The organism is Arthrobacter sp. B055-34, from assembly GCF_059090425.1.
In genome coordinates this window covers 591,462-613,939 of the sequence record NZ_JBNHFQ010000001.1, presented here as the reverse complement: position 1 = coordinate 613,939, position 22,478 = coordinate 591,462, and the positions used below count along the sequence as shown (strand labels likewise).

The window sequence follows — 22,478 nt, the reverse complement described above, 5'->3', positions numbered from 1 at the left end:
CATCAATAAGTACGACGGCGGTGCCCCGCCTTCCAGCGTTGGCAGCACTTCCTCCGTTGCCAGGACGCGAGCGGTCCACGGCCGCCGTCACAGCAATCCTGAACAAGGCGGCAGTCCGCGGCGCACTGATCGTCGGGGCACCGGGGATCGGGAAGACTGCTTTTCTCGGACACATCGCCCAGGCGTTGAAGGCGGACTTCCGCTTTATCCGCCTGACGGGCAGCGCGGCATCGTTGCTCGACGTACCGTTCGCGGCGCTGGGTCCGCTGCTCGGCGGCGACGTTCCGCCGGCACCGAACACGCCGCCGGTGGAGGTCCTGCGGACAACGTTGCGGTTCCTTTCCGGCCACGCCGTACCGCCCGTGCTGCTGGTGGACGATGCCCACGAACTCGATTCCGACAGCGCCGGCATACTGGCCCAGCTGATCGGAAGCGGAGCCGTTCAGGCGCTGCTGGCCGCCCGGCCGGGAAATCCGCTTGATCCGGAACTGGCGGACCTGCGGCAGGATGGCCAGCTGGAACTTTGCGAACTGGCCCCGCTCACGGTGCCGGAAGTTCACGACGTCGTCCGGCATGTCCTCGGCGGCCCGGTGCTCCCGGCCGCCACACGGCTGCTCGCCCGGAACTCCGGCGGCCACCCGCGGAACCTGCTGGCCTTGCTGGCGGAAAGCCGCCGGCTGAACCGGCTGGTCGAACACAACGGCAATTGGCTGCCCACCGGGCGGTTCCCGGAAACCAGCGAGCTCCTGCAGGACATGCTGCGGGAGGACCTGCAGCGGCTGGCCCCGGCAGAGCAGGACGCGGTCTACGCCGTGGCCCTCGCCGGTCCGCTGCGCCTGCGGCTGCTGTCGCGGCTCGCAGGGGGAGGCCACTTCGAGCGGCTCCAAGCTGGCCGCCTTCTCGAGTTCGATTTCGAAGAGACGGACCAGGAGAAGGACCCGGATCCGGACCAGAGCCGGAATGCGGGCTTGGACCAGGACCGGGCAGCCAGGGCGGAAGCCTTGGCCCATTTCGGTCCGTTGGTCCGGCTGGGAGCCGCCTACCCCGCAGCGGCGGTGCGCGGCATCACGCCCGCTGGCACCCGTCGCGAACTGTATAGCCGGTTCACGCAGATCCTCGCCGATGAACCGGAGCTAACGCCCGACGGCGTGGAACCGGCTAGATGGGCCCTCGACGCCCAGTTGCCGCTGAGCGAGAAGACATTGCTGGCCACCGCACAGCTGGCCAACCGGCGGCACGACCTCGCGCTGGCGCTGCGGTGCGCGACGGTGATCGAGTCGCCGAAGCTGGCGCCCGCGGCGCAAGTAGAGATCGTCCGGAACTACCTGCGCCAGGGGTATGCTGGCCGCGCGCTGGCCCGGTTGTCCAATGTCCTCGCCACGTCCACTGATCCAACCGTGCTCCGCGACGCGGTCCTGCTGGGCCAGGAAGTAGTGGTGCGGACCGGTGCCGGGGCAGAGCAGTTGAGCCAGCTGCTCCGGAACTGGGACATTGCGCTGACGCGCCGGATCCTGAAGCCGGAGGACCGCCGGTTCGACCGGCTGCTGCACCACCACGCTATGCAGCTGGAAGGCCGGTTCGCCGAAAGCATCCCGGGCCTGTGGCGGCTGGCAGCCGAGACTGAATCCGAACCCGAAGCCGATCCGCAGCAGCACGGGAATTGCCCGGATCGCCCGATAGCGGACGAGGGCCTGGTGGCCAAGACACTCCTCGCCGAGGCGGCACTGGTTACCGGCGACCGGCAGACCAGCGCCGACATCGCCACCGCCGTGCTTCGCCAGATGGAACACGAACCGGACACCGGGAACGTTCTGCAGGAAGGCCTGGCGCTCCGCCTCATCCGCTGCCTGATCCAGGCCGGCCACTCCACCGACGCCGCCGGGCACCTGGAACGCTACGAGACCAACAGGCTTGAATCCCTGGTGGTCTTCGGCGGAACCACCGAGTTCCTGCACGGCTGGCTGGAGCTCAGGCAAGGGCGCGTGCGGGCCAGCCTGGACCGGCTGCTGCTGGCCGTGGAGGCGCTGCAGATGCATGACCCGCACCAACTGTTCGGCTACGCGTTGGGCCTCGCCGCGGATACCGCTGCCATGCTCAACGAGCGCGGCATCGTGGCATCGTGCACCCGCGCCTTCAACGAGCATCTGGCCCACCAACGGGGCAGCATCCACGAGACCATGCCCCTCACGGCCCAAGCCCGGATCGCCGCGGCCAGCGCCGCCACGCACGGCATGACCGCTGCTGTACAGGAGCTCACAGCGCTGGCGGCACGCCTGGCCCAACTCGGCCGGGTGAGCGAGGAAACCGAAGTCCACATCCTGTTGCTGCGGCTCGGCGAACTGGACGGGCTGCCCCGGCTGCGGGACCTCACTGCCGCACCGGCCGGCCGGGAAAACGGGCTGCTGCATGCCTTCGCCCAGGCGCTGCTGGATAAGGACGCGAACCGCATCCTCATCCTCGCCCGGGAGGCAGCCGATGCCGGCTACCCGCTGCTTGCCGCGGAAGCTGCAGCCTACGGCGCCAGGTTCCTGGCGAGCGAGGGGCAACGCGACGGCAAACGCGACGGGCCGCGGGGCAGGAAGCGGGAGGCCGCACGGCTGGTCCAGCAGCTGCGCCTGCAACTGCCCGACGTTGTGACCTCCCAGCTGGGCGACTCGTTTGCCACCCGGGAGCTGACCTACCGGGAGCGTGACGTCGCCACGCTCGTGGCGCAGGGCATGCGCAGCCGGGACATCGCGGCGCGGCTGGGCGTTTCCGTGCGGACCGTGGAAGGCCATATCTACCGGATCTACGACAAACTGCACGTACGCACCCGAGGTGAGCTTGCCGCCGTCGTACTTAGTGGCCCGCAACAAGTGGAGCCTACCGCGCTCGCCCCCACGTGATGCCGTGCCCGCGATGCAAGTAGGCGGCGGGTAGAACGCGTAGGAACCACTCGTGCCGTGGCCGCCGCAGCTTCCTAGGCTAAGGAAATGGGGCAGGCGACGCCACGGCCAACCCGCTCCTGATCCGGACCGCGGCGGGAAAGCCCCCGCAGCTGCCGCGGTCCGGACCTGGCGGGACCGGCGGTGAACGAAGTCTTCTGAGACCGAGACTTTTGCCCCGTCGCTGCCGGCCCCGTCGCTTGCGGAAGCGCCAGGTCGCCGGGAACAACGCACTGGGGAACAACAGGGGAACGAGGCGGGGAGCATCACCGGGAAGCTGTTTGGGGCAGCGTCCGCTCAATCATTCGTGCCAGTCCATTCACAGATCAGACAGGGGATCAGATCATGACTCTGCAAGACCCGAGGCTCCGTCCGCCGGATTCGCTGACAGCGGCACCGCGCGTTGCCGGCAGGACTTTCAACGCCCTGCCGGACATGTACATCACGCCCGTCAGGAAGACCGATTTCGAGTTCGACGTCGCCATTGTCGGCCTGGGTTATGTGGGCCTGCCTACCTCGCTGGCGTTCCACGAAGCCGGTTACCGCGTGCTCGGCCTCGACGTCAGCGAGCTCCGGTTGCAAACCATTCGGCAGCAGCGCGCCGACCTGCTGCCCGGGGATCGTGAACGGCTCTCGCGGGGCTTGGGTGATTCCGGCTACGAACTGACCTCCGATCCGGTCCAACTGAAGCGGGCTGCCGCCGTCGTTATTGCGGTGCCGACCCCCGTGGACAGCTACCTGGTGCCGGACCTGGGCATCCTCCGCCGGGCGTGCGCCACCGTGGTGACCAGCGCCGTTCCGGGCCAGCTGCTGATGCTGACCTCCACGACCTACGTGGGCAGTACCAAGGACATGCTCGCGGATCCGCTGGCCGCCCGCGGGCTGCTGCCGGGCACCGATGTCCATGTGGCGTTCAGCCCGGAGCGCATCAATCCCGGTGTCGATACCTTCAGCCAGGAGGAAGTGCCGCGGGTGGTCGGCGGCGTCACGACGGCCTGCGGGGAACGTGCCGCCGCGCTGTTGGCCAAATACGTGCCGAATGTGCACGTGGTGCCGACGGCGGAGGCCGCCGAGATGACCAAGCTGGTGGAGAACACGTTCCGGGCGGTCAACATCGCACTGGCCAATGAGTTCGCCGACATCTGCACCGTGCTGGGCATCCAGGTGATGGACGTTATCGACGCCGCGGACACCAAGCCGTTCGGATTCATGCGCTTCACCCCGGGGCCGGGCGTGGGCGGGCACTGCATCCCGTGCGATCCGCACTACCTGCTGTGGCAGCTGCGCCGGAACCGGTTGAACGCCCCGGTGATCGAGCAGGCCATGCACGGCATCGCCGCCCGCCCGCACCGGGTGGTGGACCGGACCCGGAAGATCCTTTCGGACACAGACCACGGGCTGGCCGGGGCGCGCATTCTGGTAGCCGGCGTGGCCTATAAGCCGGATGTGGAGGACCTGCGCGAATCGCCCGCGCTGGAAATCCTGGCCGGCCTCGCGGCGGAGGGAGCCATTGTGGGCTACGTGGATCCACTGATCGGCGAGCTCAACCACGAGGGACTGGAACTGCGCTCGGTTGCCGACCCGAAGAAGTTCGGCGCCCATGTGGTCATCATGCACACCGCGCACAGCAACTTCGACCTCGACTGGCTGGCCGACGTGCCGACCGTCCTGGATACCACTTACCGGCTGCCGCTGACGGCGAACACCGTCCGGCTCTAGCACCAGCTCTTGCACCGCAGAAACAAGTTCACTGCACAGTTAACTGCACATTGGGGATCGGAAATGAAAACAGCAATCACCGGGGGCGCCGGGTTCATCGGCAGCCACCTGACCGAATATCTGCTCGCTTCGGGGGACGACGTGGCCGTGCTGGATGACCTGTCCACCGGTTCGCTGGAGAACCTGGCCAACGTGAAGCGCCACCCGCGCTTCCGGTTCGTGGAAGGCTCCATTCTCGACCGGGCGGCGGTTGACAGCGTGGTCGCCGGCGCAGACCGGGTGTTCCACCTTGCCGCAGCGGTGGGCGTCAAGCTCATCGTCGAAGAACCGCTGCGCAGCCTGCGCACCAACATCCACGGCACCGAGATAGTGCTGGATGCAACGCTCGACGCCGGTGCCATCCTGTTGCTGGCGTCCACCAGCGAGGTATACGGCAAGAACGCGTCGGACTCGCTGCCCGAGGACTCCGACCGCATCCTCGGCTCACCGCTGAAGTCCCGCTGGACCTACGCGGCAGCCAAGGGTATCGACGAAGCTTTCGCACACGCCTACTGGAAGGAGTTCGGCCTGCGCGTGGCCATCGTGCGGCTGTTCAATACGGTAGGACCGCGGCAGACCGGCCGTTACGGGATGGTGGTGCCGAACCTCGTGGGGCAGGCCCAGCGCGGCGAGCCCTTGACCGTCTTCGGCGACGGCACGCAGTCCCGTTGCTTCTCCTACGTGGCGGACGTCGTGCCAGCCCTGGTCAGGATCGCCGAGCATCCCTCGGCGTATGGCCAGGCTTTCAATCTTGGCGGCACGTACGAAGTCTCCATCCTCGCCCTGGCAGAACGGATCATCGACCAGTTGGAGAGCGCTAGCGACATCAGGCTGGTCCCGTACGACAAGGCCTACGCGCCGGGCTACGAGGACATGCGCCGGCGGGTTCCGGATAATTCGAAGGCCCGCGAGCTGGTGGGCTTCAACCCGAAAACCACCATCGCGGAGATCATCTCCAACGTGGCCATGTCCTGGCAGACCGTCATGAGGGCCCCTACCCGGGCAACGGCAACAACGTCCGACGCCGAAACCGCCGCAGGCATAACCACCGCCCCCGGCGAATCCATCGACGCCGAAACCACCGCAGGCGCAACCACCGCCGCCGTCACCAAACCGGCCGCACTCGCTGCCCGTTAGGCCCGCAGCCGGGCCGCCGCTACACGCGGCGGCCCGGGCGACGGTCCCACAGCCCGAAGGGCAGAGCCGTGGGACCGCTGGAGGAAAGGACTTACATCATGGGTCTCAAACGCCGCTCTGTGCCTGCGGTCCCGGCCGCAGACACCCGCGGTTCAAGACGCTCGCTGCAGTGGCTGGCGGCACTGGTGCTGCTGGCGCTCCCGGCAGCCTTCCTGGTCTTCGGCGACCAGTGGCTGAACACGTCCGGCCCCGCCGCCAACGCAGAGCCGGCCGAGGTACAGGTTTCCCCGCCCCGGCAGGACCCCGCCGCGGCCATCGACGTGCCGGACTACGCGCCGGCCGATCCGATGGAAGCCACACCAGGACAAACGGTGGTATCCCTGACGTTCGACGACGGCTTCCGCGGCCAGGCACGCGCCGCGGAGATTCTATCGGACGCCGGCCTGCAGGGGACCTTCTACCTCAATTCCGGCAACCTAGGATCACCCCGCTACCTGACTTTGAAACAGGCGAAGGAAATTGCCCTGGCCGACCACGAAATAGGCGGCCACACCCTGTCCCATCCGGACATCCAGGACCTTGGTTTCCAGGAAGCGGCACGGCAGATCTGCCAGGACCGGGCCAACCTCGATGGCTGGGGCTTCGATGTCACCAACTTCGCCTTTCCTTTCGCCTCCAGCACGCCTGAACTCGAATCCCTGGTGAGCGAGTGCGGCTACAACAGCGCCCGCGGCCTCGGGGACACCGCCGGCGAAGGCTGCGAGGACTGTCCGGAAACCGAGTCGCTTCGTCCGGCCGACCCCTACCTGCTGAAGGCCCCGGAACAGGTCGAAGCCGACTGGACCCTGCAGGACCTGCAGGACAAGGTCACCCGCGCCGAGGACACCGGCGGCTGGATCATCCTGACATTCCACGGCATGTGCCCCTTCGAGTGCACCAACATCGACGTGGAAGAAGATCTTTTCACCGAGTTCGTCGACTGGCTGGCCCAGCGAAGCGTCCCCGGTGACCAGTCAACCACTAACGACGCCGGGAACGGCCCCGGCGCACAGGCCCCGGATTCCGTCAGCGTCGCCTCCGCAGGAAGCAGCACCGTGGTCCGGACCGTCCAGCAAGTCATCGGCGGGCCCAACCGGGAACCAGCCGAAGTAGCCGCACCCGAGCCGCCTGCCGCAGGGGAGAACGCCCTGGTCAACGGTGATCTGAACCAGTGGCAGCGGGATGCAGCGCCGTTCTGCTGGGTGGAAGGCGGCTACGGCGACAACCGCGCCGAGTTCATTCGCAGCCGCGGACCGGACGGCTCCAACGCCGCGGAACTCGTGGTCTCGGACTACGTCGACGGGGACGCTAAGCTGATCACCCGACAGGACCTCGGCGAGTGCGCCCCGGCTGTCGAGCCCGGCCACCGGTACTCCCTGCGTGCCGACTACAAAACGGAAACCAACGCACAGTTCAGCGTCTACTACCGGGACGGGCAAGGCGCCTGGCATTACTGGACCGCCAGTCCGTACCTTGATCCTGCCGAAGACTTCGTCCACGCCGAATGGACCACGCCACCGGTTCCGGGTCACGCCACTGCCCTGACCTTCGGCCTCGGCCTCATCGGCGACGGCACCCTCGTCACCGACAACTACGCCCTCTACGACGCCAACGGAGCGCCACCGGCCCACTCACCGGCAGCCCAACCGGCGGCCCAACAACCGACCCAACAACCGCCGGCCGAACCATCGGCCCAACAACCGCCGCCGGAACCAGCGGCCCAACAGCCGCCGGCCCAACCGCCGGTCCAGTCCTCGCCGGAACCGGCACCGTGAAGCAGCGGGCCACGACCGCCGTGGCAATCATCTCAGGACTCATTGCAGCCGGAACGCTCCTGGCATCATGCGTTCCCGCCGGTTCCTCCGGCGCCGGTCGCGACCTTGAGCCGAACAACCAGAAGTACCCGTGGCACACGGACATCATTGCCACCACTTTCTGGGTCGGCGAAGTCTTCGACCCCAACGCACCCGATGGCAGCCAACTCCAGTCCGCCTACGACAGTTTCTGGCTCGAGAATTACGGAGGCTGCGACGGCGTCGTCGTCGATAATGTCTGCACCACCGAACCGCGTGCCCAGACCAACGGCTACTTCCCCACGCAGATGGTGCCGAAGCAGAACCCGTTCTACCTCGATCTGCCCTTCGACGACATCAACAATCCGCTCGCCTTCGCCATGCGCGGGAGCGTGATCCCGTGGGCTCAGGAACCGGGTTACGCCGGCAAGGAAACGGACAAGTCCTTCAGCTACATGAAGAACCGCTGGGTCCGGATCAAGAAGGGCGACCGCACCTGTTACGGCCAGATCGAGGATGCCGGACCCGGGAAATACGACGACGCCACGTACGTTTTCGGCAAAGGTGACCATAGGCCCGCGAACACGGAGTTCAACGGCGCAGGCATGGACGTCTCACCCGCGCTGAACGGCTGCCTGGGATTCAGCTCGCTCAATGGCGCGCAGGACAAGGTGGACTGGCAGTTCGTCGACGAAGAGGACGTTCCCAACGGCCCGTGGCTCAAACGGACCACGACGCTCCAGGTCCAGCAGGGACAACGAAGCGGCTAGCACCTACCAACAGCAGCACAACCCGCACCGGCATGGCTGGCAACGAGATGAGGGGGAGAGATGGAACCGTGGACAATACTGCTGATCTGCCTGTTGATACTGGGCATCAGCACACCATTCTGGAGCAGCATCGGACTGCTGCGGCTCGTGGGGGAGTGGCAGAACAGGACCAAACCCCGGCAGTTGGCCGTCAAAGTTGATCCTGCCGTCCGGCCGGCAGAAGTTGCGGTGCTGATTGCCGCGCACAACGAAGAACTCGTCATCAAGGAGACCATCGCGACCGCCGCCGCCCTCGTGCCGGCGGGCAACATCCACGTGATCTCCGACGGGTCGACCGATGCGACGGCGCGGATCGCCGGACGCGCGGGGGTGAACGTTCTGGAGCTGAGCCCCAACCGGGGCAAGGCGGGGGCCTTGGCGACGGGCATGGAGTACTACGATTTGACCGGCAGCTATAAGGCTGTGCTGCTGCTGGACGCCGACACCCGCCTGGCCCCGGACTACCTGACAACGGGCCTGCCGCTCTTCAACGATCCGGAGGTGGTGGCCGTCGCGGGGCGGGCACGCACCCTGCCCGACCGCGGGAAGCAAGGCGCCGTGGGCAGGATTCTCCTGGCCTACCGGGAACGGCTGTACACCATCGTCCAGCTGCTGCTGAAATACGGCCAGGCGGCCAAGCCTGCCAACGTGGTCACCATTGTGCCCGGCTTCGCCAGCATGTACCGGACCAGCGTGCTGGCCGATATCGATGTCGATGCACCCGGGCTGCTGATCGAGGACTTCAACATGACGTTCGAGATCCACGCGAAGAAGCTCGGCCGCATCGATTTCCACCCCTCCGCGGCCGTCGCCTACACCCAGGATCCGGACAACTTCCAGGACTACGTCCGCCAGATCCGGCGCTGGAGCCTCGGCTTTTGGCAGACCGTCCGCCGCCATGGCCTGCACCTCGGCCGTTTCTGGGCCGCCCTGCTGCTGCACATCGTCGAACTGATCACCGCCAGCGTGGTTCTGGTTCTGGTCATTCCGGCGCTGCTGGCCGGTGCCCTGCTGGATGTGGTGATCCTGCGGCCACAGGATGTCCTGCTGGGCATTCTCCTGCCGGACTACCTGCTGACCGTGATCACCGCCTGCGTACTGAGGCGGCCCGGCCTGCTTCTGCTTGGACTGGTCTTTCCGCTGGTGCGCCTGGTTGATGCCACGGTTTGCCTGGTTACCGCCGTGCAGGCCTGGACCCGGAAAACCAGCGGCGTGTGGGTCAGTCCCGCGCGCCGCCTGCAGCCGAGCTAGCCGAGTTAGCACTGTCATGAGCGGACCACGCTGCCGCCTCTGCGAGGAGCGGGAGGATATGGTCGGTCAGCAGCGGAGCCAGATCGTCCCGTGCCTTCGCTTCATCGGGGTGCAGCCAAAGAACTTCATCGATCTCGGCCGCTGCAATAGGAGCCTGGTGTGTCTTGCAGCTGAAGATGCCGGCATCGATAAACGTGTCCGTTTCATTGGCCGCCGCCCCGTACCAGCGGCCCATGTCGGTCAGTTCCGTCTCCGCCACCCGCATGCCCAGCTCCTCCTGGAGCTCCCGGACGGCTGCCGCTGCGAAGCTTTCGCCCGGCTCCAGCTTGCCGCCCGGCTGCATGAACTTGGAAGTGCCGCGCTTGCGGACCAGCAACAGCCGGCCGGCGTCGTCACGGATAACCAGGGCAGAAAGCGTCAGTACGGTAGGCACCTGCAAATCGTATCGCCGTTGCCTGCTCCTTTCCCGCTGTCCGCCCCTTTGCCGGGCAGCAGGCCATGACTGCCGGTGCCCGAGCCTCAACTTCGGGCAAGCCAGGTCCCGTCCCAGGCATGCCAAGTCCGGCGCCTGCAGCTCTGGCTACGTCAAGCCCGGACGCTCCCGCTCGGCAAGATACGGGCCTGGCCTCTGCTTCCAACGGCCGCGACCGCTACCTTGACCTGCTGCGCGCGATCGCCCTGGTCCGCATCGTGGCCTTTCATACCTTCTTCCAAGCGGTCTGGCTGAGCGTGGTCTTCCCCTCTATGGGCGTGATGTTCGCGCTCGCAGGCTCGCTGATGGCCCGTTCCCTCCAGCGTCCGGCCGCCAGCGTCCTGAAGAGCCGAACCCGGCGGCTCCTGCTGCCCCTGTGGGCCTACAGTCTGACGGTGGTGACGGCTCTGCTTGTTCAAGGCTGGCGGCCGGAGCAAGAAGATACCGGTGGCTGGTGGCTCAGGATCCTGCTCTGGTTCGTCCCGATCGGTGACCCGCCCTTCCCCGAAAGTATCGGTTCCGATGCGGGCCTGACCGAAACTTCATGGGGGATGGAGTCGGCCGACATCCTCTGGTACATCAGGGCGTATTTCTGGTTTGTCTTGCTGTCGCCGCTGCTGCTCAAGGCGTTCAGGAGACTGCCGTGGGTCACCCTGATGGCACCGCTCGGACTCGTCACCGTGCTGGGTCTGGAGATCGTCGTGATTCCCGGCGCCGCGGACAGTCCCGCAACAGACTTCGCCACCTACGGCGCCTGCTGGATTCTTGGTTTTGCTTATCATGACGGGCTCCTTCGCCGGGTTCCGTTCCGTATTGTTCTGGTCGCGGCGCTGGCGATCATGGGTCTGGGGCTGCTCTGGGTTTGGTCGCACCTTAAGGAGTTCGGCTGGGACCTGGGGGCCAACCCGCTGGGACAGGCCTTATGGTCCTTCGGCGTCTGCGCGTTGCTGCTGCGGATCTCGCCCTCCTGGTCTATGCTTCCGCGACCATTGCGGTTCCTGGACAAAATCATCGCGCTGATCAACAACCGCGCCATCACCATGTACCTATGGCATAACCTCGTGCTGATCGTATCTGTACCTCTGATCGACCTGCTCTGGAACTTTCCGGTCCTCGAAGAAAACCTGCCATGGCTCCTGGAAAGCGAACTGCTGCAGTTCATCGTCGTCTGGCCGTTGCTGGGACTGGTTTTCTTCGCCATCGGCTGGATCGAAGACGTAGCCGCTAAGCGGCGGCCGCGGCTGTGGCCCACAGCAGCGCAAGGGAAAGGTTCGTCAGGAAAAGCGACAGCGACGCCGTGAACATGACCAGCCCCACGCAAACGTGGACGAGGATTGCCGGCGGGGAACGCGGAAAGTAGTCCAGGCCCAGGCCCAGGCCCAGGCACATGTCCAGACATAGTCAGGAGAGCGTTAGGTGCTTGTGGCGGCTTGGGCGGCTGACAACGCTTCGGGAATTCCCGCGTGCCAGTACAGGTTGCGTCGCGCTTTTCGTTCCGGGTCGAGGTACGCCGGCGGAATGAACCAAGGGATGCCCTGCCGGACCTCGATTTCCCAGTTCCCGTTGTCCATGAGGGCATGGTGAAACGAACAAAGCAAGGTTCCGTTACCGACTTCCGTGAGGCCGCCGTCCCACCAAGGCTTGATGTGGTGAGCTTCGGTCCAGACAGCCGGTATGCAGCAGTCGGGGAAGGCGCAGCCTTTGTCCCTTGCGACAAGTGCCCGGCGCATCGCGCGGTTGAAGAACCGGTGCTTCCGGCCGACGTCGAGAATTTCACCCTTCGAGCCGAGCACCACCGGGATAATATCGGCGTCGCAGGCGATCCGCCGTGCAGTCTTGGGAGTAACCATCCCGCCAAACACGGCATGGCCGCTTCCCGCGATTGCCCCGCACAGTTCCTGGTATCCGATAGTAACCATGACCTGGGGGCGGTGTCCGCCGGTGTCCGGTAGTTCGTCGGTTGCCAGTGCCAATTTGCAGCCTGCAACGAGCCCGTCAAGCAATTGCTGCTCTCTGGTGCGCGGGTCCTGCCACGCTTGACCGCTGTCTTGTCCGTTCTCCGGCTCAGCGCCGAAAGCCTCAGGGTTTTCGGAGGAGGCACCGGTGCGGTTCGCGGCGATGCGTGGGTTGGTGGCTACGTTCATGACCGTGGCGATGTACTCATGCTGTTCGTCCGTGGCCGCGATTTCGAGTTTGTGGAGACCGTTTTCGCTTGCCCTTGTAGAAGACGCCTTGTCGAGCCTTGAGCAGTTCAGGAGATGGCTCGGCCCCGTCCTGATCCGGTCCTGCTTCCCAAGTGGCCACGAGTGTAGACAACACGTCTACGTTGGTCTCCTGGGCCTGACGGGTGAGGTTCTCCTCCATGGCGACGAGGGCTTCAGGCCCCGCTACCGGGCGGACGCGGTCCACGGCATCCCGGATCATGGTGGCGGCCTTGCCGCTGATGGATCCCTCGGCCAGCGCTTGGCCGAGATGTTCTAGTTTCGCTGCTCCAAATTCGCCATTGAGCTGGCGCCGCGGCAAAATGTCCGCCGCTACCCGGAGCCGGCGGCGCGCCTCCGTCCGGCTGATGCCGAGGCGCCCCCGAAGATAGTCGGCTACGTCTTTGAACTCAGGGCGCGGCTTCTTCCGAACAGTGCCAGTCGCTGTCTCAGACGTTGTGTCTGATGTAGCGGCAACGCAAGCGGACGTGTCCGCTTGCGCGGGAGGTTCCGACCAGCCAAGGCCGCTGCTGGACTCACCGAGGGCCGCAACGTTCTGGTCTTCCACTGCTCGGGCACCGACCAGCTGCAGAAATTCGACGACTTTAGCCAGTTCTTCGGTGAAGGCAACAGTGTCAGCGAGATCCCGACGGGACATCAGCAGTGAATCCTGGACAAACTCATCGGTTATCCGGAGGACTTCGGAGCGCAGGGCGGCGAGGGAGCTGCCTGCTCCGTCCGTTTCCTCCAGCGTTCCAATGGCCATACCTCAACGCTATTGGAACGTCTGTTCGAGGAGGAGGGCTCTTCGGGCTTATGTGGACAAGTGCCGACTGTGGAGAGGAAGTGCCGCCGGCAGCGTGGATTTCGGGCCGACGGTGATTCTCACTACGGCGCCGCCCGAGCAGGTGCCGGGCAGCGCGGCAACGTCTTTTTAGGTGGCCCGCACCGTTCCGCCTTCCAGATACTTGGCTACTGCGTCTTCGCTGACCCGGTAGCTTTGGCCGATCCGGACGGCCGGCAGTTGTCCGGTGTGGACCAGCCGGTAGATGGTCATTTTCGAGACGTTCAGGTGCCCGGCGACCTGGGCTACGGACAAATATGTCTTGTTGCTGTCGATCTGGTTATCCATGTGGATCCCCTCCTAGTATCAGCCGACCGTCAACGCCTTGTTCAGGAAGGCGCTGATGACGCGGCCTGCAGTATTTGTGTACGACGACGCCCCCTGCGCGCGTTTGGTAACGGCCCGCGTGTTCTGGTGCGCCGGCTGCGAGCGCATGCGGTCGTTCAGGTAGAGCAAGGCCGCGAGAACTTCGGAGAGTTCGCCGTCGTCCTCTACGGTTTTCTGCAGCAGCCGCGCGTGGGCGGCGCGCAAGATTGGCCCCGGCGTGCAGCCCAGCTCCCGGTCCAGCAGCCGCCGGCACTTGTCGTAAGCCTGGAGGCCCTCGGCATAGCGGCCGGCAGACTCAAGCGCGGTGACCAGCGTGGACCATGCCCGTTCGTTCAGCGGTTCCGACGCCACAGCCCGCTGTGCCCAGTGCAGCGCATCCAGCGTGCGCCCCAGAACCTCAGCGGTTTCGGCCGCCCGGATCTGCACCGACGTCACCAGGGACGCGTGGTGGACACGCGCCTCGTCGGCCCATTCGGTCGCCAGCTCGTCCCCGAGCAGCGGTGCCGTCGCAAGCTTCAGCGCCTGTGCCAGCAGGGGATAGGCCTCCGCCGGCGGGCTTTCGTCGGCCTTGGCGACCAGCTGGTTGAACCGGACCAGATCCACCTCCACCAGATCCGGATCCAGGACATAGCTGCCGGTTGCGGTCCGCAGCGGTCCGGTTTTGGCGTCACCGGGCTGCAAACTGCGCCGCAGCAGGCTGACGTAGCTTTCCAGCGTGGCCTGTGCTTTGCCCGGTGGCCTGCCGCCCCAGAGCAGTTCGATGAGCTCGCCTTTGGAAACGGGCGAGCCGAGTCTCAGCAGCAGAATTTCAAAGATCTGCCTGGCCTTCGGGCTGCCGAGAGTGGATGACGTCAGGACGGTTTTGCCCCGACGGACTTCAAGGTTGCCGATCATTTGTACAGAAATGGGCGTGGCGTGCCCGGCGGTTAATTGCTCCACACATCCCCCTTGCATCTCGCATTCCCCAATGCGTCGCATTCCCCACGAATGCTTCCTTCATCATGACTGGTAACGATTGAGTTTCAATGGTGCAGTTGGGGCATGTCGGGCGCCCAAAATTGGGGGTTGCCCGAATATGGATGCTGAGGCATAAGCAAACGGAGAGGCAGCTAAAGATGACAGTGCTGATAGCGGGATGCGGCGACCTGGGCACGGAAGCGGGACTGCGTTTTGCCGCGGCCGGCCACCGCGTGATCGGCTGGCGCCGCTCGCCGGAGAAGCTGCCCGCGCAGCTGGAGGGCGCCGCCGTCGACCTCACCGGTCCGCTGCCCGCAATCCCGGCCGACACAGAGATTGTGGTCATGGCAACGGCTGCCGCCGAGCGGACAGAGGCGGCCTACCGCAACGCGTATGTTGACGCTCTCGCCAACCTGCTGGATGCGATGGAGCACGACGGCGTCCGGCCGCGCCGGGTGTTGTTCGTGTCTTCCACCGCGGTGTATGGGGACAACGACGGCGGCGAGGTCGACGAAACCACGCCGGCCCGGCCATCGTCGGCCACCGGCAGGATCGTGCGCGAGGCAGAGGAGTTGCTGCATGCCCGGCTGCCGTCCGCCATCGTGCTGCGCCTGGGCGGAATCTACGGTCCGGGACGCACCCGGCTGATCGACCAGGTGAGGCAGGGGACAGCGGTCATTCCGGACCCGCCCCGGCTGACCAACCGGATCCATCGGGATGACGCCGCCGCCGCGATCGTGCACCTGACCACGGCTGTCGAAGCGCCGGAGCAGATCTACCTGGGGGTCGATTCCGAACCTTCGGACCTGGGGGAGGTGCTGCGGTTCCTGGCGGCCGAACTGGACGTGCCGGAACCGCTGGCTGGAGCGACTGCGCCTTCGGGAAGCGGGGCGGCCTTGAAGACCGCGGCGGCTTCGGTAAGCGGGGCAGCCTCGGGAGGCGCCAACAACGCCCGCGGCGGGGACAAGCGCTGCAGCAACAGCCGGCTTCTCGTCACCGGCTTCCGCTTCCGCTTTCCCTCATTCCGCGAGGGCTATCGCGCCGTGCTCGCCGGCGAGGGCGTGCGGCACCCCTGAAGGCCCGCTTTCTGCCTGGCGGAGTCCCCGCAGAAAGTCGGCACCGTCGGCGCGTCTGGATCGTGACCGGGGTGGGTACAGGAACACTGAGGGTGCCCATTGGGCCGCGGGCCGGGGCACGGGGCGCGGGCAGAGATACAAGCCGAAACCCGCGGGTCGAAACGCCAGGAGCGAGGGGATGTCCATGACACAGCAGGAATCCGACGTGAGCCGGGGAAGCCCGCGCACGATCCAGGAAGTGCTCAATTCCCACCTCCACTACCGTACGGTGGGGGAGCTGGAAGGTGACCTGCGCGAGAACTATGCGGACGACGTCGTACTTCTGTCGGCCGAGGGGGTGCACCGCGGCCACGACGGCGTGCGCCACCTCGCGGACATTCTGCAGAGCTACATTCAGGACGGCTCGTACCAGTGCCATAAGCTGCTGACCGACGGCGAGATTTGCATGCTGGTCTGGACCGGTTCGACCGATGAGTTGGAAATTCACGACGGCGTGGACAGCTTTGTGGTCCGTGGCGGTCGAATCACAGCGCAGACCACCCACTACTCCACCCGCCGCTGAGCTGCGAACACGATGCTGGTGTGACCCACCCCACAGTCCGCGCATAAAAGGCCTAGGATGGTGGGAATCGCGGTCCACGGGAATCCGAAGCGGACAGCATGGTTCACGCAGTCTGGGAGGCAGAAGTGAAGAAGTTTTCTTTGACCGCAATCGGACGCCGTCATCTCGACACCGCCAGGCGGGTGACCAGCGGCAGAAGCGCCAACACGGTTTACGGCGGGCACGAGCACGTCCTGCGCCAGACCGTGATCGCGCTCGCCGCCGGCCAGGAGCTGAACGAACACCTGAACCCGGGCGAGGCAACCGTCCTGGTGCTGAACGGCCGTATTCGGCTGGCCACCCAGGCCGACCGCTGGGACGGCCGCGACGGTGATCTGCTCGTGGTTCCGCCGGGACTGTACTCGGTCAGGGCCACGGAGGATTCGGTAGTCCTGCTGACCGTGGCCAAAACGGACCGGCTGCACCAGCATCGGGAAGATGATTCAACGGTCCGGGAGGTGCCGAAGCCCCAAGAGGAGGTCAATATGCCGGTCTCCGGGTATGACCTGGATGAGCCGGAGGCGTCCGTCCTGTCGGAAAAATCCTAGTACGACGACGGCACTCGCCGCTTCTTCAGCACCAGCTTTTCGATCGGCAGCGAAAGGAAGCGACATGTGGTCCGACCTGTCAATAGGCCCGATGGAAGCGCTGAATGTCGTGCTTTCAACAGTAGGTATATATTGCACGTTTCTGATCCTCATCAGAGTGTTGGGCCAACGGACCATGGCTACCATGTCCAGTTTCGACTTCGCCGCGGTGGTCGCCATGGGCTCAGTAGCAGGACGGGCAATCCTGGGCTGGACGCCGAATCTGGCGGCTGGCGTCGTCGGAATTTCCACACTCTTCATCCTGCAGGCAGCCGCAGGCCAGATTCGGCGGACCCGCTACGGAGCCTCGGTTGTACGTAATCAGCCGCAACTGCTCATGGCCGGCTCGGAAGTCTTGCACCAAAACCTGCTCCGGGCCCACATCGTCGAGGAGGAACTGCATGCGAAGCTGCGCCTTGCCGGGGTACGGAACAGGTCGGAAGTGGCATGCGTAATTCTGGAGTCCACAGGGGTTGTGAGCGTGCTGCGGCGGGGAGAGCCTATCGATGCTGCCCTTCTGTCCGGCGTCCGCGATATCGAACAGCTGCCTCCGGAGCTTCTCCTGCCGCCTCCCGCGGGTGATTAGCCGGCGACGATCAGCGGCCGCGGCAGGGACAGCGAAGGCAACAAAAGAAAAATGAGGTAGCAGTATGTGGTTTGACTCCTGGGCGGATATCTTCAGGACCCTCGCCGTCGGATCGGCGGCCTACCTGACGCTGGTGGTTGTTCTGCGCGTTTCGGGTAAACGCACACTGGGCCAGCTCAACGCGTTCGACCTCATCGTGACGGTGGCCATTGGTCTACCCTCGCGACCATCCTGCTCAACTCCAACGTGTCGTGGTCTGAGGGCGCAGCAGCCCTGGCGCTGCTGGCGGTGTTGCAGTTGGTTGTGGCATGGATTTCCTCGCGCCGGCCCCGGACTAGGGCCGCGCTGACGGCTCAACCCTCGGTACTGCTGCGCGACGGTTGCTTTCAGCACGACGCCTTGCGCAGGAACAGGCTCGCCGAATCCGAGGTCCTTCAGGCGATCCGTGCCAGTGGTTCCGGTGATCTGGCTGACGTAGCGGCGGTGGTCCTCGAAACGAACGGGAAATTCAGCGTCATCACCAAAAGCAGCTATGGCGACGGCTCGGCGCTTCAGAACCTCGCTTGACGGTGGCCCACGTGGCCAACCTCAGCGGCTAGTTCAGGAGCTCAGGAAGCGTACGACGGCGGCGCCCACCTCATCTGCCGAGTCTTCCGTTGGAATGTGCTTTCCTTCTACTTCCACCAGCGTGCTGTTCGGTATTTCTTCGGCGTAGCGCCTGGCATAGCTAACCTTTTGGAACTCATCGTCCCGCCCCCACACCAGTAGGGTCGGGACCGCGGCCGCGGTCAGCCCTGGGACCAGTTCCTGGGTGTACCCTGCATCGGCCGCAGCTGCCATCGCCATCCACGACCTGTCCCGAGCCGGGCTTGACCAGGGGGAGAGATAGTCCTTGAGTTCGGTGTCGTCCAGTTCGCGGCTAACGGCACGGCGGGTGGCTGCGCGCCGCCCTTCCAGCAGTTCCTCGTGACTGGTTGCGGCGCGCACATCCGGGTCACGGAATCGTTCGACGGCGGGAACCGGCCAGGAGTCGAACATGACCGAGTTCATCAGGACCATGCGGTTAATGCGCCCCGAGTTGACGGCCAGATGCTGCGCTACGCCACCGCCAATGTCATGGGCGGCGACAGCAAAGGTGTCCAGCTTGAGGGCATCGGCGGCACGCAGGACGGTTCCGGCAAGCGCAGGCACTGTGGCCTGTTCAACGTCCAGCTCGCCGTCGCTTCGGCCGAAGCCGGGAAAGTCCAGCGCCACGCCGTGAAAGTGTTGGCCAAGTGCGGGCAGGACGGGCTGCCAAACACGGCTCCAGAAGGTGCCGTGCAGGAGAAGCAAGGGTTCGGCGTCGTTGTTTCCGCTGGTGAGGTAGGACAGGGTGGTGCCGTCTACCACGACCTGCTCTCTGCGGACCCGGGACAGCCCGGTGTTCATTGCTGCTCCAATGCCGGCGCGAGTTCGCCAAAGCCGGTAATCGTATAGTCGGGCGCTTCGAAGTAAGTCGGGTAGTCGGCGCCGCTGCGGTTGAGCCACGCGGTCTGCAGGCCGGCCCGCTTGGCGCCGTGAGTGTCCCAGGGATGAACGGCCACCAGGATCATCTGGTCTGGATCCGTCTCGCAGACCCACGCAGCGTAATCGTACGCAGCCCGGGCCGGCTTCCAAGCCGGTGCGTCCTCCACGGACAGGAGTTGTTCGAACTGCTCCAGCAGGCCGGCGGAGCCCAACAGGTTCCTCGCCACGTCTGCAGCACCGTTGCTCAGCGTGACCAGACGCAGGTTGGCGGCGCGCAGAGCGCTGATGCCCTCGGCCACATCGGGATGCAGGGACAGGGCAGAGAAGCCGTCCATAATGTGCCGGACAGCCTCGTCAAGGTCGCGGTTCAGCGGAGCGTCCTGGAGCACGCCGCGCAGGGTTTCCGCTGCGATAAGCGCGAACTTCTCGTTATTACCCGCGGCGGCCAGGGCAAAGCCGTCGCGCAGCAGCCCCGCAAACCACACCTTCGCCAGAAAGGCCGGCGCTCCCGTCTGGGTGAATTTGGCCGGCAGGGCAGAAAGGTCGGAGAGCGTTTCGTTGACATCGAAAACCACAACGGACGGTTTCATGGTGACCCCTTTCTGCTGACGGCCCCCAGGAGACCGTACGGACGACCCTACGGGAGGGCATCCGGGCCATCCAGAGGATTGCTGGAATCAGCCAAAAATGCTTGCGGCCCCGTGGGATAACTGTTAGGCCTAAGGTACTCGCAATACTCCTGCTATGAGCACATCAATCGGACCTGCGTTTGTGGTGAAGAAGGGACGTGCGGCAATGACGCGCAATAATCCTGAGGTTGAGGAAGCCGACGAGAACGATCTCGAGGTGGAGAAGCCCAAATCCTGGGCGGCCGGCATCCCCGGCGTCGTGCATTCCATGCAGCCGGCGCTGAAGCATATGGGTGTGGACCGCAGCCGGAAGACCCTGCTTGCGATGAACCAGAAGGACGGGTTCGACTGCATGAGCTGCGCGTGGCCGGATCCGGACCACCGCAAGCCCTTCGAGTACTGCGAGAACGGGGCCAAGGCCGTCACCTGGGAGGCGACGCCGGTCACCATCGCCACCGAGTTCTGGGCCGAGCACACCGTTCAAGAGCTGCGCGGCCGCAGCGAGTACTGGCTGGGCATGCAGGGCCGCCTGACCGAGCCGGTGTACAAGCCGGCCGGCGCGGACCATTACATCCCGGTCAGTTGGGACGACGCCTTCAAGATCATCGCCGCGAAACTCAACGGCCTGGCCTCGCCCGATGAGGCCGCCTTCTACACCAGCGGCCGCACGTCCAACGAGGCCGCCTTCGCCTACCAGCTCTTTGTCCGCGCCTACGGCACCAACAACCTGCCGGACTGTTCCAACATGTGCCATGAGTCCTCTGGCTGGGCGATGGGCCAGACCATCGGCGTCGGCAAGGCCACGGTGAAGTATGACGACTTTGGCAAAGCGGACCTGATCATCATCATGGGCCAGAACCCGGGCACCAACCACCCGCGCATGCTCACCGCCCTGGAGGAGTGCAAGGAGAACGGCGGCGAGATTGTCGCGGTCAACCCGCTGCCCGAGGCCGGTCTGCGCCGGTACAAGAACCCGCAGAAGGTCAAGGGCATCATCGGCCACGGCACCGAGATCGCGGACCAGTTCCTGCAGATCCGGCTCGGCGGGGACATGGCTCTGCTCCAGGCCCTCTCCAAGCGGGTGCTCGACGCCGAAGCCGCCAAGCCCGGCACCGTGCTGGACCACGAGTTCATCCAGGCCCACTGCGAGGGGCTCGAGGAGCTCAAGGCGCACCTGGACAAGCTGGATGAACAGTTCGTGCTGGAAGCCACCGGCCTGCGTGCCGAGGAGATCGATGAGCTCGCCGCCCGCTACCTCAAGGCGGACAAGGTCATCATCACCTGGGCCATGGGACTGACCCAGCAGAAGAAAGCGGTCTCCACCATCAAGGAGATCATCAACCTGCTGCTCCTGCGCGGCAACATCGGCAAGCCCGGCGCCGGCGCGTCCCCCATCCGCGGCCACAGCAACGTGCAGGGTGACAGGACCATGGGTATCTGGGAACAGATGCCGCCGTCGTTCCTTGATTCGATCCAGAAGGAATTCGGCTTCGACCCGCCCCGGGAGCACGGCGTGGACGCGGTCCAGGCCATTGCCAAAATGCGCGACGGCGGAATCAAGGTTTTCATCGCGCTCGGCGGCAACCTTGTGGCCGCCATTTCGGACACGGCAGCGGCGGAGGAGGCGATGGAGAACACGGAGCTGACGGTCCAGATCTCCACCAAGCTCAACCGCTCGCACACCGTCATCGGCAAGGAAGCGCTCATCCTGCCCACCATGGGCCGCACCGAAATCGACCGGCAGGCCACTGGCGAGCAGTTCGTCTCGGTGGAGGACACGGTCAGCGCGGTGCACCCGTCCTGGGGCCGTGTGGAACCCGTGGCGCCCGGCTTGCTCTCGGAGGTTGCCATCGTCAGCCGGCTGGCCCGCGCGGTGCTGGGGGACAAGGTCAACGTGGATTGGACCGGCATCGAGCAGGACTACGACCTGATCCGCCGGCATATTTCCAACGTGGTGGTCGGCTGCGAGAACTACAACGAGCGCATCCGGCAGGAGGGCGGCTTCATGCTGGCCAACGGCCCGCGGGATTCGCGCACCTTCAACACGCCCACCGGCAAGGCGGTGTTCAGCATCGGTGACCTGGAGGCGCTGGACTGCCCGCCCGGCCGGCTGGTCCTGCAGACCCTGCGCTCGCATGACCAGTTCAACACCACCATCTACGGCTACAACGACAGGTACCGCGGCATCAAAAAGGGCCGCCACGTGGTCTTCGTGAACCCGCAGGACCTGGCCTTGCTGGGGATCCACGACGGCCAGCTGGTTGACGTCCACGGCGAGCACGACGACGGCCGCGAGCGTGTGCTGCGCAAGTTCCGTGTTGTTGCGTACCCCACTGCCCAAGGGTGCGCGGCGGCCTACTATCCGGAGGCGAACGTGCTGGTCCCGCTGGACAGCGTGGCAGAAGTCAGCAATACACCCGTCTCCAAGCAGGTGATCGTCCGTCTGGAACCGGTGCCGGAGGAGCCCGCATCGGGCGGTGGCAGGCAGGAAGACACCGGAGCCAAGATGTCCGGTCGCGTCAAGGCGCCAACCGTTGGCACAACCTCGGAGGGAGCCAAGAAACCCGAGGGTGGCACGCTTCCCGACGAGGCCAAGACGCCCGAGCAAGCCAAGACCCCCACCGACGGGAAGATTCCCGATCCGGATGCCGGCTGGACCGGCACCGGGCAATAGTCCTGATATTGCCATCACCCGCCTCCGCAAGTGCTGGGACGGGCCATTGGACATGCGCTTCCGGGCTACTTTGCGGCTCCGGCGCGCTCAAGTCGCGCGGAACTCGGCAAACGTGGCAAAATGATTTCTTGTGCCCCCGGCACGGTCCGCTCTGGTGTAATGGCAGCACCCCAGCCTTTGGAGCTGTGGAGTATAGGTTCGAATCCTATGGGCGGAACGAGGACCCTCTGGTAAACGGAGCAAGTCCCGGCAAGTAGCATGGCGTTAACCCTTGCTTAGCTTTGACACGGATTCAGTCCGGGTAGGA

20 protein-coding genes and 1 tRNA gene are annotated in these 22,478 nt (G+C 65.3%); 14 read left to right on the top strand and 7 right to left on the bottom strand.

The genetic code is table 11. From position 1 onward, the window contains the following. Positions 1-56 precede the first annotated feature (56 nt). The 6 genes from AC5RWO_RS02735 to AC5RWO_RS02710 all read left to right on the top strand — a co-directional run bounded on the left by AC5RWO_RS02735 (position 57) and on the right by AC5RWO_RS02710 (position 9,711). Positions 57-2,885: a LuxR C-terminal-related transcriptional regulator gene (locus AC5RWO_RS02735; RefSeq protein WP_498729193.1), complete on the top strand. Its 2,829-nt coding sequence runs from the start codon at positions 57-59 to the stop codon at positions 2,883-2,885. 384 nt (positions 2,886-3,269) lie between these two features. After that, positions 3,270-4,643 (top strand): nucleotide sugar dehydrogenase, encoded by a 1,374-nt coding sequence (locus AC5RWO_RS02730; RefSeq protein WP_498729192.1) that lies wholly within the window; start codon positions 3,270-3,272, stop codon positions 4,641-4,643. Between the two features lie 63 nt (positions 4,644-4,706). Next, positions 4,707-5,819 carry a dTDP-glucose 4,6-dehydratase gene (locus AC5RWO_RS02725; protein ID WP_498729191.1) on the top strand — a complete coding sequence of 371 codons (1,113 nt, stop codon included), beginning with the start codon at positions 4,707-4,709 and terminating at the stop codon, positions 5,817-5,819. 98 nt (positions 5,820-5,917) lie between these two features. After that, positions 5,918-7,633, top strand: coding sequence for a polysaccharide deacetylase family protein (locus AC5RWO_RS02720; RefSeq protein ID WP_498729190.1), 1,716 nt, complete (start codon positions 5,918-5,920; stop codon positions 7,631-7,633). Further along, the gene (locus tag AC5RWO_RS02715) at positions 7,630-8,421 is read left to right on the top strand and encodes a hypothetical protein (RefSeq protein WP_498729188.1); all 792 of its coding nucleotides are present in this window, start codon (positions 7,630-7,632) and stop codon (positions 8,419-8,421) included. The genes AC5RWO_RS02720 and AC5RWO_RS02715 overlap by 4 nt, the downstream gene beginning before the upstream one ends. A gap of 60 nt (positions 8,422-8,481) precedes the next feature. Next, positions 8,482-9,711 (top strand): glycosyltransferase family 2 protein, encoded by a 1,230-nt coding sequence (locus AC5RWO_RS02710; RefSeq protein WP_498729187.1) that lies wholly within the window; start codon positions 8,482-8,484, stop codon positions 9,709-9,711. On the opposite strand, the gene AC5RWO_RS02705 is transcribed toward AC5RWO_RS02710, so the two are convergent. Further along, a complete protein-coding gene (locus tag AC5RWO_RS02705; protein WP_498729185.1) occupies positions 9,680-10,144 on the bottom strand; it encodes an NUDIX hydrolase in 465 nt (154 codons plus the stop codon). The two genes, AC5RWO_RS02710 and AC5RWO_RS02705, sit on opposite strands and share 32 nt — an antisense overlap. Positions 10,145-10,263: 119 nt before the next feature. Between AC5RWO_RS02705 and AC5RWO_RS02700 the strand changes: the two genes are divergently transcribed. After that, the gene (locus tag AC5RWO_RS02700; protein ID WP_498729183.1) at positions 10,264-11,484 is read left to right on the top strand and encodes an acyltransferase family protein; all 1,221 of its coding nucleotides are present in this window, start codon (positions 10,264-10,266) and stop codon (positions 11,482-11,484) included. 111 nt (positions 11,485-11,595) lie between these two features. On the opposite strand, the gene AC5RWO_RS02695 is transcribed toward AC5RWO_RS02700, so the two are convergent. The 4 genes from AC5RWO_RS02695 to AC5RWO_RS02680 form a co-directional block, all read right to left on the bottom strand. Continuing rightward, entirely contained in the window at positions 11,596-12,369 is a 774-nt protein-coding gene (locus AC5RWO_RS02695; protein WP_498729325.1) for an HNH endonuclease signature motif containing protein, read from the bottom strand. Then, complete coding sequence (locus AC5RWO_RS02690; protein ID WP_498729182.1) at positions 12,344-13,150, bottom strand: DUF222 domain-containing protein; 807 nt, start codon at positions 13,148-13,150, stop codon at positions 12,344-12,346. Before AC5RWO_RS02690 ends, AC5RWO_RS02695 begins: the two co-directional genes overlap by 26 nt. A gap of 168 nt (positions 13,151-13,318) precedes the next feature. Then, positions 13,319-13,516 (bottom strand): helix-turn-helix domain-containing protein, encoded by a 198-nt coding sequence (locus AC5RWO_RS02685; RefSeq protein WP_498729180.1) that lies wholly within the window; start codon positions 13,514-13,516, stop codon positions 13,319-13,321. Positions 13,517-13,534: 18 nt separating this feature from the next. Then, the gene (locus AC5RWO_RS02680) at positions 13,535-14,494 is read right to left on the bottom strand and encodes an AfsR/SARP family transcriptional regulator (RefSeq protein WP_498729178.1); all 960 of its coding nucleotides are present in this window, start codon (positions 14,492-14,494) and stop codon (positions 13,535-13,537) included. A 176-nt stretch (positions 14,495-14,670) separates the two neighbouring features. On the opposite strand from AC5RWO_RS02680, the gene AC5RWO_RS02675 reads away from it, so the two are divergent. From AC5RWO_RS02675 to AC5RWO_RS02655, 5 genes are all read left to right on the top strand, one after another. Beyond that, positions 14,671-15,588 carry an NAD-dependent epimerase/dehydratase family protein gene (locus tag AC5RWO_RS02675; RefSeq protein WP_498729177.1) on the top strand — a complete coding sequence of 306 codons (918 nt, stop codon included), beginning with the start codon at positions 14,671-14,673 and terminating at the stop codon, positions 15,586-15,588. Positions 15,589-15,766: 178 nt separating this feature from the next. Continuing rightward, complete coding sequence (locus AC5RWO_RS02670; RefSeq protein WP_498729176.1) at positions 15,767-16,150, top strand: nuclear transport factor 2 family protein; 384 nt, start codon at positions 15,767-15,769, stop codon at positions 16,148-16,150. A gap of 140 nt (positions 16,151-16,290) precedes the next feature. Continuing rightward, on the top strand, positions 16,291-16,737 hold the full coding sequence (locus AC5RWO_RS02665) for a cupin domain-containing protein (protein ID WP_498729175.1): 447 nt from the start codon (positions 16,291-16,293) through the stop codon (positions 16,735-16,737). A 184-nt stretch (positions 16,738-16,921) separates the two neighbouring features. Further along, positions 16,922-17,362 (top strand): DUF421 domain-containing protein, encoded by a 441-nt coding sequence (locus AC5RWO_RS02660; protein WP_498729174.1) that lies wholly within the window; start codon positions 16,922-16,924, stop codon positions 17,360-17,362. Positions 17,363-17,608: 246 nt separating this feature from the next. Next, positions 17,609-17,929 (top strand): DUF421 domain-containing protein, encoded by a 321-nt coding sequence (locus tag AC5RWO_RS02655; protein WP_498729172.1) that lies wholly within the window; start codon positions 17,609-17,611, stop codon positions 17,927-17,929. A gap of 33 nt (positions 17,930-17,962) precedes the next feature. Here AC5RWO_RS02655 and AC5RWO_RS02650 read toward each other — a convergent pair whose 3' ends face one another. Continuing rightward, positions 17,963-18,790 carry an alpha/beta fold hydrolase gene (locus AC5RWO_RS02650; protein WP_498729170.1) on the bottom strand — a complete coding sequence of 276 codons (828 nt, stop codon included), beginning with the start codon at positions 18,788-18,790 and terminating at the stop codon, positions 17,963-17,965. Continuing rightward, the gene (locus tag AC5RWO_RS02645; RefSeq protein WP_498729168.1) at positions 18,787-19,458 is read right to left on the bottom strand and encodes a haloacid dehalogenase type II; all 672 of its coding nucleotides are present in this window, start codon (positions 19,456-19,458) and stop codon (positions 18,787-18,789) included. The genes AC5RWO_RS02650 and AC5RWO_RS02645 overlap by 4 nt, the downstream gene beginning before the upstream one ends. A 205-nt stretch (positions 19,459-19,663) precedes the next feature. Between AC5RWO_RS02645 and AC5RWO_RS02640 the strand changes: the two genes are divergently transcribed. Together AC5RWO_RS02640 and AC5RWO_RS02635 are read left to right on the top strand one after the other, a co-directional pair. Then, positions 19,664-22,171 carry an FdhF/YdeP family oxidoreductase gene (locus AC5RWO_RS02640; RefSeq protein ID WP_498729324.1) on the top strand — a complete coding sequence of 836 codons (2,508 nt, stop codon included), beginning with the start codon at positions 19,664-19,666 and terminating at the stop codon, positions 22,169-22,171. Positions 22,172-22,316: 145 nt separating this feature from the next. Beyond that, positions 22,317-22,388 (top strand) — tRNA-Gln (locus AC5RWO_RS02635). Positions 22,389-22,478 lie beyond the last annotated feature (90 nt).